Here is a 12,989-nt window from a genome sequence, read left to right as displayed (position 1 = left end):
GATAATTCTTACTTTAGCGGCACTTGATAAACTTATAAACATTCTGTGCGCTAAGGGATTCGAGGTTATTGGTCCAGTTTTGCGCGATGGCGTTATAGTCGTCGACAGAATTAATGGGATTAGCGATTTGCCAAAAGGAGTGGTCGACCATCAAGAAGCTGGGAGCTATAGCACAAAGCGAGAAGAAAGCGAGAGACTCTTTGCTTTTACCGTAGGACCACAGTCGTGCAAGCATTACCTTAGGCCGCCAGTTCAAACATTGTGGAAATCTAAACGACTTGAAGATAAGTCCCTAGAGATTTATCCGGCAGCCAGCGAAGTAAAAAGGCTAGCTTTTTTCGGCATTCGTTCTTGCGAACTCCATGCCATGATTATTCAGGATAAAGTTTTTATGGGCAAAGAATTCGTGGATGAGGACTACAAGAAGCGCCGCGAAAATATTTTTATAGTTGCCTTAAATTGCACTCGCGCAGGGAACACGTGTTTTTGCACGTCTATGAATACGGGCCCAAAAGTATCTTTTGGGTTCGATCTAGCGCTTACTGAAGTATGTAGTCCAGAGGAGCATTTTTTCGTCGCAGAAGTTGGCTCCTTAACGGCTGAGGAATTAATAAGGGAAATTTCTCATCGAGTAGCCTCGCTTGAGGAAGTGGCTGCCGCGGAAAGACTTGTGGCTGCCGCGGCAAATGAGATGGGTAGAAGCTTAGAAACGAAAAACATTAGAAATACTCTTTGTAACAATTTGGAACATCCGCGATGGGAAGCAGTAGCGGAAAGATGCTTAAGTTGCACCAATTGCACTATGGTGTGCCCCACCTGTTTTTGTAGTAGCGTGGACGATATTAGCAGTTTAAGTGGGAACGAGGCGTCTAGGGTTCAGAAATGGGACTCTTGTTTTTCACAGCAGTTTTCCTACATTCACGGTGGAACCATACGCTGTAGCGTGAAGTCGCGTTATCGCCAGTGGCTAACTCACAAATTTGCTACTTGGATCGATCAGTTTGGAACTTCTGGTTGCGTGGGTTGTGGTCGCTGTATAACCTGGTGCCCAGTTGGAATTGATGTAACAGAAGAAATCGCTGCCATTCGGGAGAGTTAAGATTAGAATGAAACAAATAAAAGCCCTACTCTGCGAGCATCCTTTCTTTCAGGGCCTAGATTCTAGCTACATAGAGCTGATGGCCGGATGCGGTAAAAATGTGCATTTTAAAGAGGGTGAAATAATATTCCGCCAGGGAAGCGCGGCCAATGCGTTTTACATAATACGCAAAGGTTCGGTCGCTCTCGACATCGACGTTCCACCGCGTGGGCTAATAACCATAGACACCGTAAAAGAGGGAGAAGTCTTGGGAGTATCTTGGCTGTTTCCGCCTTACCGCCTGCAATTCGACGCTAGGGCACTAAAACCAGTAAGCGCTATCGAGCTAGATGGACAATGTTTACGAGGAAAATGCGAGACAGATCCAAAATTGGGCTACGAACTAATGAAGCGCTTTGCCGGAATTGCCGCCGATAGATTGCAGGCAACGCGCATTAGACTCTTAGATATGTACGGCGAGCACGAAGAGGTATAGCAAACGTGAATGGCATGTTGCCGATACCATATAGAATTAAAGCTAAACGCATAGAAGCACCAAATGTCGCCACCCTTTACCTGGAGCCGCGTGGAAATGAGCAGCTTGCTCCTGCTAAACCAGGACAGTTTAACATGCTCTACTGTTTCGGCATTGGAGAAATTCCCATTTCATATAGCGACGTCGATACCTCTACAAACATCATCCCTCACACAATTCGAGGAGTCGGCGCCGTTAGCAGAGCACTCCTGCAAACAAAAAAGGGAGATATCATTGGACTAAGAGGCCCATACGGAAGTCACTGGCCAATTGAAGAAGGTTTTGGCAGAGACATTGTAGTAATCGCGGGCGGGATAGGATTAGTGCCACTTCGGCCATTAATTCACCTTATTGCAACACAGAGAAACAAAATCAACAATGCAGTTATCTTCTACGGAGCGCGCTCTCCCAAAGATATTCTTTTCAAAAAAGAATTTACGCGCCTGGAACGCAATTTAAAACTAGAAGTAATCGTAGACATAGCAACAGATGGTTGGATGGGAAATGTGGGGGTAGTAACGTCTCTGCTCTCAAAAGCCAGCGCAAATTACAATGACAGCATCGCCTTTGTTTGCGGTCCAGAAATAATGATGCGCTTTGCTATTGAAAAGTTAATAGCTTTAGGACAAACACCAAACAACATTTTCCTATCGATGGAACGAAACATGAAGTGCGCTATAGGCCATTGCGGGCATTGCATGTTCGGCTCGCATTTTGTTTGCAAGGACGGCCCAGTCTTTCGATACAGCGACGTTGAAGAGTTTTTTGTCGTAAGAGAATTTTAATATGCCAAGACACAAAAAACCCAAGCTCGCCGTTTGGAAATTTACCTCCTGCGATGGTTGTCAACTTAGCATTCTCGACTGCGAAGAAGAGCTTCTCGCAATAGCCTCGCGCCTTGAAATTGCATATTTTCTCGAAGCAAGCAAACGAACTATGCGAGGCCCTTACGACATATCCATAGTGGAAGGTTCGGTTTCCACACCTGAGGAAATTAAGCGCATACAAGACATTCGCAGCAACTCTCGTATAATTGTAACTGTAGGTGCTTGCGCGGCATCGGGAGGCATTCAGGCACTTAAGAACTTTCGCGACAAAAACGATTTTTTATCATTAGTCTACGCAACCCCGAGCTACATATGTACACTCGACACAGCTTTACCTATATCTCGCTACGTGCCAGTTAACTTTGCTCTACAAGGCTGCCCAATCAACAAAGGACAGCTATTGAATCTAATATGCGCCTTACTAGAAGGAAGAACACCTAATATTCCAACCTATAGCGTTTGCGTAGAGTGCAAGCTTAAAGGTAATATATGCATTTTGGTTAGCAAAAATGCGCCTTGCCTAGGCCCCGTGACGCAGGCTGGCTGCGGAGCTATATGCCCCACTTATAACAGAGCGTGTTATGGGTGCTTTGGTCCAAAGGAAACGCCTAATGCAACAGCACTTGCAAGCGAACTAAAGACCTGTGGTTTTAGCAATGCGGACATAGCTCGGGTGTTTAGAACCTTTAATCCAACGCGCGAAGAGTTTTATCAAATAGGCAGGCAGTATGAGCGAAGCAAAAAATCAGACTAAGACTATAAAAGTCAATTACCTAGCACGCGTTGAGGGAGAGGGTGGTCTTTTCATAAAGGCACAAAATGGCAAAGTAAAAGATGTCCAGCTAAGAATATTCGAGCCTCCTCGCTTCTTCGAGGGACTTTTAGTTGATCGGGCTTTTACCGAAGCGCCCGACATAACGGCTCGCATTTGTGGAATCTGCCCCGTAGCGTATCAAATGAGTGCCTGCCAGGCGATGGAGAACGCTTGCGGCATAACAGTCGATGGGCCATTAAGAGATCTAAGAAGACTCCTCTATTGTGGCGAATGGATTAAAAGCCACGTGCTTCACATCTACATGCTCCATGCACCCGATTTTCTGGGCTATGAGGGCGTTGTTCAGATGGCTAAAGACTTTCCTCAAGAAGTAGAGCGAGGACTTCGCTTAAAGAAAGTCGGAAACGATCTAATGTCATTAGTAGGCGGGAGAGATATTCATCCAATCAATGTTTGCTTAGGTGGATTTTACAAAACCCCCACTTTTAGAGAACTACTTGAGTTTGCCGACAAACTGAAACAAGCTCACGAGGACGCGATAAAAACTCTAGAATGGCTTTCTACATTTAGATATCCACAGCTTGAAAGAGGCTACCTATTTGTCTCTCTTTGCCATCCTCACGAATACCCCATAGACCGTGGAAAGGTAATTTCGAGCGCTGGACTAAACATCGACGTTTCGCAATTTGAGAACTTTTTCTTTGAAAAGCACCTTCCTCATTCTACCGCCCTACATGCAACGCACATTGACGCGGACAAAAAGGAAAGAGATTATCTCGTCGGCCCCATGGCGCGCTTTAACCTAAATTTTAACTGCCTTACGCCCACGGCTAAATATTACGCAGAGCAACTAGGCCTAACTCCGCCGTGCACCAACCCATTTAAAAGCATCGCAATTAGAGCTATTGAAGTTCTATATGCCATCGAAGAGGCTTTACGCCTAATTGACTCATACCATGCGCCCTTTAGCTCTAAAATGCCGATCACTCCCAAAGCCAACAACGGTTATGGTTGCACCGAAGCACCGCGCGGCATTCTCTATCATCGCTACGAAATCGACGAGCAGGGAATAATTAAAGTCGCAAAAATCGTCCCACCTACATCGCAAAACCAAAAAATAATCGAGGAAGATTTGCGACATTTCGTAGAACGATATTTTTCTCAGGGACAAGCAGTTTTACAGCACCATTGCGAACAAGCAATTAGAAACTACGACCCTTGCATTTCATGCGCGACGCATTTTTTAAAACTACATATCGATGAAGAGTAAACTTTCCACAACAGACGCTTTTCATCCAACAGTTGCCATAATTGGCATTGGAAACTCCTATCGTGGAGACGATAGCGTAGGATTAGTAGTGGCAAATAAACTAACCCATTTGCAGAGCGAGCACATTCGCGTCGAGCTACTAGATAGAGACACGTCGCCATTAATAGATATTTGGCGGAATCTCGATACAGTCATCCTAATTGACGCCACTGTAGCGATTGAAAAACCAGGCAGGATTCGTCGACTAGACGCTTTAAGCTTTTCTTTCGACGATGACTTTCTTTCGTTTTCTACTCATTCGCTAGGTCTCATGCAGGCAATTGAACTAAGTAAGGTTTTAGAAATATTGCCATCTAAACTAATAATTTACGGCATTGAGGGTGAGAACTTTGGACACACTACGGAACTTTCGCCTGCGGTTATAAGCATAGTAGAAGATGTTGTAGCAACGATTACCGCAGAGGTAGATTCCTTACTACAGAAACAGGAGATTTGAGCTATGCACGAGGCATCAATGATAAGAGATTTGGTATTAAAAATCGAGCAAATCGCTAAGGAGCAAAGCGCCGAGTCGGTATCCGTCGTAAGAGTCAAACTGGGGGCCTTAAGTCACTGTTCTGCAGAACATTTTAGAGAGCATTTTGAACAAGAGGCACTAGGCACTTGTGCCGAGAACGCATTATTAGAAATCGAGGAGCTAAGTGATGAGCGCGACGAAAAGCTTGCGCAAGCAATTCTTCTCGACAGCGTAGATTTAAAATAATGACGTCGGGCTTTTTTCACAATAGCGCCTTGGATGCGAAATCAGATATTGAGCGCGTTAAAGCTTTAATAAAGGGAGTGGTTCAGGGAGTAGGATTTAGACCTTTGGTGTTTAGACTTGCTACCGACTTGGTTTTATTCGGAAGCGTAAAAAATACTTGTCACGGCGTCTGCATCGATATTGAGGGAACAAAGGAAAAGATTGATATTTTTTTCAAAAATCTAAACAAAAAGGCTGTTAGTCCGATTAGCATTTCAAGTATTGACCGCTCTAGCGAACCGCTTCTGGGCTATAAAGTTTTTTCCATAGAGAAAAGCACAGATGAACATTCTCACAGCAGCGCACTTTCGCCCGATCTAGCGATTTGCGGCGAATGTATTGCTGACATTTCCGACTCTCGCAATCGGCGCTACCGTTATCCATTTACCACTTGCAGCGCCTGTGGGCCTAGATTTAGCATTGTTGAATCACTGCCATACGACCGCGATAACACTTCAATGCGTGCGTTTCAAATGTGTGCACAGTGCAGGGAAGAATTTGAGAATCCAAGCAATCGGCGCTTTCACGCACAGACAAATGCTTGTAGTGCTTGTGGGCCTGAGCTTAAACTATTGGATTCGAGTGGAAAACTTCTATTATGTGGCGATGCTGCGCTAAGTGCGACAGTTAATTACATAAAGAAAGGTCATATCGTCGCTTTAAAAGGCTTGGGAGGATTTCAACTCTTAGCAGACGCTACTAGCGACCAAGCTGTATCTATTCTGCGAGAGCGCAAGCAGCGAAAGTCTAAACCTTTTGCAGTCATGTTTCCCTCCCTTAGCGAGTTAACAAGACATTGCCTTACCTCCATTTACGAGGAAAATGTTTTAGTTGGACGCCAAGCCCCTATAGTGCTCGTCAGAAAAAAGGCTGCTAACATTTTTGGCCTTTCCGCTTTCGTGGCTCCAGAAAACCCCTTCCTAGGTGCGATGCTCCCTTATACTCCACTGCACTACCTCTTATGTAATGAGCTTGGCATACCAATTATCGCCACTAGTGGAAATCAGTCAGATGAGCCAATTTGCATAGACAACGCGGAAGCCTTGGAGCAGTTGTCTAATATTGCGGACTTATTTTTGGTTCACGACAGAGCCATAATTCATCACGTTGACGATTCGATAGTGCAGTTTATTGACAAGCAGCCGCAGGTAATTAGGCTAGCTCGTGGATTTATTCCGCTGTCAGTCCCTAGAGAAAAAACTGGCGAGTTTGCGCTAGCTACCGGGGGGCATTTAAAAAACGCTGTTGTCATGGCGCTTCATGACGAAATAATAGTAAGTCAATACATAGGCTCGCTCGATACTGGCAAATCTAGGGACGTTTTTTCTAAAGTCGTTAGGAACTTAGAAAACATTTATCGCGCTGCGCCAAAAACTATTATTCACGATTTGCACCCCGATTATTTTTCTACTTCGACGTTTACCTCGCGTCCGGCGGCGAAGATCTCCGTTCAACATCACATAGGACACGCCTTTTCTTGCTTTTGCGAGCACAAACTTTCTTTTCCAGCACTAGCTATTAGCTGGGATGGGACGGGTTACGGCACTGACCAGACTGTTTGGGGTGCTGAGTTTTTTTTGCTTAGGGATAGCGAAGTTAGAAGAGTAGGTAGTTTTAAGCCATTTATGCTTCCAGGTGGAGAGAGAGCCGTTTATGAGCCGCGGCGTTCTGCCATAGGCTTGCTTTATGAAATCTTCGGCAAAGATGTGTTGGGATTTAAAACTCTTCCAAGCATTCAGAGTTTTACTGGAGAAGAGTTAAGTCTTTTGGAACAGATGCTAGAGAAAAAAATAAATTCCCCATATTGCTCCAGCATGGGAAGACTCTTTGATGGTGTTTCATCGCTCTTAGGGTTAGTGCAAAAATCAGACTACGAAGCCGAAGCCGCGATTCGACTAGAATCAATCTCGCAATTGAGTACTTTGAATAAAAGTTATGATTTTAAGTTTAGCTATGCGAATGTTGGAGGTGAGAATATTCTTACTGCAGACTGGGGCTTTTTAATTAGAAGTATTTTGGAAGATATTGGTAACGGCAAACCACAATGCGATATTAGCTTAAAATTCCATCACACCTTGGCTACTATTGCCTGCCGTGTGGCCGAGGTTTTTGGTATCGAACAAATAATTCTGTCTGGCGGCTGTTTTCAAAACAGAACCTTATGTCAGTTAGTTAAGAAATGTTTAGAAGCTAAGAATTTTAGGCCGTTTTTTAATCAATTAATACCGACTAATGACAATGGTTTAGCTTTTGGACAAATGGCGTATTATGAGAAATACTTAAGTCAACAGTGACATAATCGAGGTGCAAAATGTGCTTAGCTGTTCCGGGAGAATTACTTGAAATTACCGATACTAATCCAATTACGCGGCGCGGGAAAGTTTCGTTTGGCGGAATAGTTAAGGAGATAAATCTAGCTTTTGTTCCCGAAGCTACGGTTGGGGACTACGTGCTCGTCCACATTGGCTTTGCGTTAAGCAAAATAGACGAGAAGGAAGCAAAAAGTATATTTTCGTTTATTGAAGACATAGGTCATCTCGAAGAATTAGTCGAGGAGAGATAATGAAGTTTGTAGATGAGTATAGAGATGCCACGGCTGCAAGGCGCATCAGTGAATTAATTCGGGCTAAAACCACGAAACCTTGGAAAATAATGGAAATATGTGGTGGCCAAACGCATTCTATCGTTCGCTTTGGCATAGGAGAGTTGTTGCCACAAGAGATTACTCTCGTCCATGGGCCTGGTTGCCCGGTCTGTGTAACACCTATCGAGGTTATCGACCGAGCGTTGGCAATCGCTTCGCTAAACAACGTAATTTTTTGCACCTTTGCCGATATGCTTCGCGTGCCGGGAACAAGTGGTGATTTGTTTTCTATAAAAGGCCGTGGTGGCGATATAAGGTTTATGTATTCTCCCCTCGAAGCTTTAGCAATAGCTAAGGCTAACCCCGACAAGGAGGTTGTATTTTTTGCAGTTGGATTTGAGACAACTGCGCCCGCAACGGCTATGACTGCGTTTCAGGCAAAGACGGAAAATCTCAGCAATTTTTCATTGCTAGTCTCTCATGTCTTAGTTCCCCCGGCGATAGAAGCCATACTTTGCCCAAAAAACAGCGGCATTCAAGGTTTTCTAGCGGCCGGCCATGTTTGCACAGTTATGGGATATGCGGAGTATGAACCTTTAGCAAAAAAATATGGCGTTCCAATAGTGGTTACTGGGTTTGAACCAATTGATATTTTGAGTGGCATTTATTTGTGCGTTAAGCAATTGGAGGAAGGTCGAGCGGAAGTTGAGAATCAATACTCGCGCTCAGTAAAGCGAGAAGGCGCACGAGAAGCACAAGCACTTGTCAATCAAGTATTTGAGCCAACCATGAGGAAGTGGAGAGGAATTGGTGGCATCGATCGCAGTGGTTTAAAATTTCGACCAGATTACGAAAAGCTTGACGCCGAAATTCGCTTCAATGTCTCTCTTATAGAACGAGAGGAAGATTCGCTTTGCATTAGCGGAAGCATTCTCCAAGGTTTTAAAAAACCTTTCGAGTGTCCGGCCTTTGGGACTAGTTGCACGCCTGAACATCCGCTTGGCGCCACAATGGTATCTTCGGAAGGAGCATGTTCGGCATACTACAAGTATAGAAGAGACGATAGAGAAACGGCGTTTGCGGAAGCCTGAGATTTTTAGAGGAATATGGATGATCCATTTTTAAAAAATTTAAGCTGTCCCATTTCAATTGAGAAATACCCAAATATTACTTTGGCACATGGTGGAGGTGGTCGCATGAGCGACACGCTCATTAGAGAGTTATTTCACAGCGCTTTTGCCAATGAGGTTATTTTAAAGCACTGCGATTCAGCGGTTGTAACCTTGCCGCGAAAAAATATTGCTATGACGACGGATTCGTATGTCGTTTCGCCGTTATTCTTCCCCGGAGGAGACATTGGAAAGATTGCCGTGCACGGCACGATAAACGATCTAGCCATGAGTGGCGCAAGGCCCCTTTATATAAGCGCAGCTTTTATATTAGAAGAGGGTTTTCCGATTGAAAAACTTTGGAAAATAGTTTTATCGATGAAGCAAGCGGCTGATGAATCTGAAGTGCAGATAATTGCGGGTGACACAAAAGTAGTCGATAAGGGAAAATGCGACGGAGTATTTATCACGACTACAGGCGTAGGAGTAATTGAGCACAACTTAGACATTTCGCCAAAGTCGATTGCGGTAGGAGATACTATTTTATTAAGCGGCGATATTGGCCGGCATGGCATTGCCATAATTAGTGCCCGCGAAGAGCTAGACATGAGTTCGACGATCGAAAGCGACTCTGCTCCCCTATGGGCAGCAGTTTGTGAAATGCTACAAGCAGGCATAAACATCCACTGCTTAAGGGATTTAACTCGCGGTGGTCTAGCAAGCGCACTGGTAGAAATAGCAGAAACGAGCAAGCTACATTTTAACGTTAAAGAGCGAGAAATACAGGTTCACGAGAAGGTTAGAGGCGTATCAGAATTTTTGGGCTTCGACCCCTTGCACATTGCAAACGAGGGCAGGTTTATTGCAATTGTTGCACCAAAAGACAGCAATAAGGCGCTTGAAATTTTACGCGCTTACAATGCAGCTGCTAATACAATAGGACACATAGACAAAAAATCCCCTCGCCGCGTTACTCTTGAAACCGTTGTGGGCACCAGGCGAATTGTAGATATGCTGAGCGGAGAACAGTTACCTAGGATTTGTTAGATAGTTTAATAGATCCAACGTTGACATATTAGAGAAGCATTAGTAGTGTAAATTAGGTCATCAAGACCTAATTTACACTACTAGATAACCACTTAATTTTGTTATGCATTTCTACAAAGAACGCGCTCTTGGGGAGAAACTTAAGCAACTTTTTTCTTATTTTCCTGTTGTTGTTGTTAGCGGTGCGCGTCAGGTAGGAAAAACCGAATTAGTAACACACCTCTTTGGGGATATCGCAAAATTAGTCACATTTGACCCAATAATTGATGTTGGAGCCGCTAGAGAAGACCCTGAGCTATTTCTAAATAGCCAAACGACGCCAATTATTCTCGACGAAATTCAATACGTCCCGGCACTTACCGCAGTCATTAAGAGAAAAGTCGATCAAAACCGAGTTCCCGGACAATACATTTTAACAGGGTCTCAGCAGTGGGAGGTTATGAAAAATCTCTCTGAGAGTTTGGCTGGAAGGGCTGTGTTTCTAGACCTGGACAGTTTCTCGCTTAGCGAGATGGCGAATCTCTACGCAGACAAAACATATCGGCCATGGCTTGTTCGTTGGCTCGCAGACCGCAATGAAATCGAACAAAACACCTCGCCAAAGCGCATTGAAATTAACCTCTACGAAACGCTCTGGACAGGTTCTCTACCCGAGGCAACTAGCCTTCCTCGAGATGTCATTACTGATTTTCACGCAGGATACATTAGAACCTATATCGAACGAGATATCCGCTTGCTGCTTACTGAAACAGATTTGGTGAAGTTTAGAAAATTTTATCAGCTTTCGAGCGCGCTTACGGCACAGGAGATAAATTTTTCGGAATTCGGTAGAGAGCTGGGAGCGGATTACAAAGTAGTGCAAAAGTGGCTTTCGGTACTACAGGCCACATTCCAATGGTATGAAATTCCTGCTTACTTCAATAACCCCGTAAAACGCATCGCAAAAAAACCAAAAGGCATCTTCTCTGACACCGGTCTTGCTTGCCACCTTTTAGGAATTCCTAAACCGGAAATCATTGCCGGGCATCCCATGTATGGCCGCCTTTTTGAGAGCTTGGTGATACGAGAGATGATGAAGCAACTTGCGCTAATGCGTCCGAGACCAAATCTATACCATTGGCGAAGTCATAAAAAGCAGGAAGTAGATTTAATCGTCGAATGCGATAACCGACTCTATCCAATCGAAATAAAGGGCAAAAGCAACCCCGATAAGAACGATCTAAGTGGCATAACAGCTTTTCGCCAAGCGTATCCACGAGACAGAGTTGCAAATGGGCTGATAATTTCAGCCGGCGAGCGAGTTTATGCACTATCAGAGAATGATTGCGTTGTTCCCTGGAATGTTTCCTAGAGATCGTTAGTCGTTAAGCACTTTCAGGAAAAGCTTCGTTTTATTGAGCTCTTTATCAATAGTTGCAAGCAGTAGAATTTTCAAAAAAACCCGTGAAAATTATGCTATCATAATAGAATAATGCTTTAAACTTAGCGGGGAATTGCCGATTACCCTAGGTAAGACCTTAGTTTGTATCGATTTTTCAAATGAGGAGCAGTGAATTTTCTCTTGCTAAGAATATGCATAACATTTAATAAAAATAGAGACTACATAACGAGCTTGGTTTCTATGTAGGAATATATTGCAGAGCACGCTTTTATTAAATGCTAGTTATGAACCGATGAAGGTCATCACGTGGCAACGTGCAGTGACTCTTTTTTTTCTCGGCAAGGTCGAAGTAGTTCACGAGTACGAGCATGAAATTAGCTCTGTTTCGATAGCTATTAAAATGCCCTCTGTGGTGCGTTTGCTTCAGTTTGTCCATTTGGGCAGGCGGAAGCCGCCTCTTAGCAAATTAAATGTTTTAGCGCGCGATAATTTTTCGTGTCAGTATTGCGAAAGGGCGCTTACATACCGAGATGCCACTTTCGATCACGTCCTTCCTCGCTCTCAAGGAGGTGGCAATAGTTGGACAAATATCGTAACTGCCTGCCACTCGTGCAATCGAAAAAAAGGTGGCAAGACTCCTCAACAGGCCAAAATGAAGTTATGTAAGAATCCAGTGGAACCAGACTGGCTCCCCGTCCTCACTATGCGAATAGACGTCAAACTGCCGGACTCTTGGATAGTGTTCCTTTCACATAACGCCGACTTACAAAACTAAGTTTTGGTAAGGCGGCATTATTTCCTACTGGGTCAACTCATAACCTGGCTGCGGTGTGCTGCATGGTCGCTTGTTACTAGATCGCCTAATTGCCTCCAAAGCGCGTTTTCGCCTAGGCGCATCTGCCCCAACGTAACCCACAACTTCATCTAGAAATTCGTAGAATAATATTAAGCCATCGAATGGATTATGCTTATTTTTCCATTCTTCATCAGTAACAGCAAATTCTACAAAGGCAACAAACTCCGCCAGGCGATTCTTAGAAATAGTAGCCAAGGAACGACTCCTCGGACGTGGGACATCGTCGTATATATAAACAAATGTAACAAAATCGCGTGCCAGATCTGCCAGGACTTGACTCGGCTGATCAAAACCCTTGTTTACCAACCATCCAAAAAACCAAACACTCGCCATATGAGCACAGCTGTTGACTTCGTTCTCAATCTCGTACGGCTCTTCTCCAATTTTTATCAAGTCATCAAGAAACTCTAGTTTTCTTCTCAAGTCTTCAATAGCAGCGGGTTCAAGCGGTGGTAGTTTTTTCATGACATCACTCCAAAAAATCTCTTACAACAAACGCCCAATGGGGGCGATTAACAGTAACTATAATGCCACATTATCGCTAAGTTGTTGACAAACTGTGCACAATATTTGAGAAATTTATTTATGTATTTATAGCATTTATAGCATTTACAAAAAGGATTTTTGTAAATGCTATAAACAGCAAGTGCGTAAGCACTTGCCAATAAACAACAAATACCGTTTCCAAAAAGTAAAATATTTAACTTACTTTTTGGAAACGGTAT

14 protein-coding genes are annotated in these 12,989 nt (G+C 43.9%); 13 read left to right on the top strand and 1 reads right to left on the bottom strand.

Annotated elements, in window-relative coordinates; genetic code table 11:
• The first annotated feature begins 1 nt into the window (after nucleotide 1).
• From IT291_08990 to IT291_08930, 13 genes are all read left to right on the top strand, one after another.
• Nucleotides 2-1,099 carry a 4Fe-4S dicluster domain-containing protein gene (locus tag IT291_08990; protein ID MCC6221360.1) on the top strand — a complete coding sequence of 366 codons (1,098 nt, stop codon included), beginning with the start codon at nucleotides 2-4 and terminating at the stop codon, nucleotides 1,097-1,099.
• Between the two features lie 7 nt (nucleotides 1,100-1,106).
• A complete protein-coding gene (locus IT291_08985) occupies nucleotides 1,107-1,574 on the top strand; it encodes a cyclic nucleotide-binding domain-containing protein (protein ID MCC6221359.1) in 468 nt (155 codons plus the stop codon).
• A gap of 14 nt (nucleotides 1,575-1,588) precedes the next feature.
• On the top strand, nucleotides 1,589-2,398 hold the full coding sequence (locus tag IT291_08980; protein MCC6221358.1) for an FAD/NAD(P)-binding protein: 810 nt from the start codon (nucleotides 1,589-1,591) through the stop codon (nucleotides 2,396-2,398).
• A gap of 1 nt (nucleotide 2,399) precedes the next feature.
• Nucleotides 2,400-3,194 (top strand): oxidoreductase, encoded by a 795-nt coding sequence (locus IT291_08975; GenBank protein MCC6221357.1) that lies wholly within the window; start codon nucleotides 2,400-2,402, stop codon nucleotides 3,192-3,194.
• Complete coding sequence (locus tag IT291_08970) at nucleotides 3,169-4,485, top strand: Ni/Fe hydrogenase subunit alpha (protein ID MCC6221356.1); 1,317 nt, start codon at nucleotides 3,169-3,171, stop codon at nucleotides 4,483-4,485. Before IT291_08975 ends, IT291_08970 begins: the two co-directional genes overlap by 26 nt.
• Nucleotides 4,475-4,981: a hydrogenase maturation protease gene (locus tag IT291_08965; protein ID MCC6221355.1), complete on the top strand. Its 507-nt coding sequence runs from the start codon at nucleotides 4,475-4,477 to the stop codon at nucleotides 4,979-4,981. Before IT291_08970 ends, IT291_08965 begins: the two co-directional genes overlap by 11 nt.
• Nucleotides 4,982-4,984: 3 nt before the next feature.
• A complete protein-coding gene (locus IT291_08960) occupies nucleotides 4,985-5,248 on the top strand; it encodes a hydrogenase maturation nickel metallochaperone HypA (protein MCC6221354.1) in 264 nt (87 codons plus the stop codon).
• A complete protein-coding gene (gene hypF / locus IT291_08955) occupies nucleotides 5,248-7,581 on the top strand; it encodes a carbamoyltransferase HypF (protein ID MCC6221353.1) in 2,334 nt (777 codons plus the stop codon). Before IT291_08960 ends, hypF begins: the two co-directional genes overlap by 1 nt.
• Nucleotides 7,582-7,598: 17 nt before the next feature.
• Nucleotides 7,599-7,850 carry a HypC/HybG/HupF family hydrogenase formation chaperone gene (locus IT291_08950; GenBank protein MCC6221352.1) on the top strand — a complete coding sequence of 84 codons (252 nt, stop codon included), beginning with the start codon at nucleotides 7,599-7,601 and terminating at the stop codon, nucleotides 7,848-7,850.
• Nucleotides 7,850-8,962, top strand: a complete 1,113-nt coding sequence (gene hypD, locus IT291_08945) for a hydrogenase formation protein HypD (GenBank protein ID MCC6221351.1) — start codon at nucleotides 7,850-7,852, stop codon at nucleotides 8,960-8,962. Before IT291_08950 ends, hypD begins: the two co-directional genes overlap by 1 nt.
• 15 nt (nucleotides 8,963-8,977) lie before the next feature.
• On the top strand, nucleotides 8,978-10,027 hold the full coding sequence (gene hypE / locus IT291_08940) for a hydrogenase expression/formation protein HypE (protein ID MCC6221350.1): 1,050 nt from the start codon (nucleotides 8,978-8,980) through the stop codon (nucleotides 10,025-10,027).
• Nucleotides 10,028-10,130: 103 nt separating this feature from the next.
• Nucleotides 10,131-11,378, top strand: coding sequence for an ATP-binding protein (locus IT291_08935; protein MCC6221349.1), 1,248 nt, complete (start codon nucleotides 10,131-10,133; stop codon nucleotides 11,376-11,378).
• 322 nt (nucleotides 11,379-11,700) lie between these two features.
• Nucleotides 11,701-12,183 (top strand): HNH endonuclease, encoded by a 483-nt coding sequence (locus IT291_08930; GenBank protein MCC6221348.1) that lies wholly within the window; start codon nucleotides 11,701-11,703, stop codon nucleotides 12,181-12,183.
• Between the two features lie 24 nt (nucleotides 12,184-12,207).
• On the opposite strand, the gene IT291_08925 is transcribed toward IT291_08930, so the two are convergent.
• Nucleotides 12,208-12,729 carry a hypothetical protein gene (locus tag IT291_08925; GenBank protein MCC6221347.1) on the bottom strand — a complete coding sequence of 174 codons (522 nt, stop codon included), beginning with the start codon at nucleotides 12,727-12,729 and terminating at the stop codon, nucleotides 12,208-12,210.
• Between the last annotated feature and the right edge of the window lie 260 nt (nucleotides 12,730-12,989).

Source organism: Deltaproteobacteria bacterium, assembly GCA_020845775.1.
Taxonomy (GTDB): domain Bacteria; phylum Bdellovibrionota_C; class UBA2361; order SZUA-149; family JADLFC01; genus JADLFC01.
This window is presented reverse-complemented; position numbering and strand designations above follow the sequence as displayed.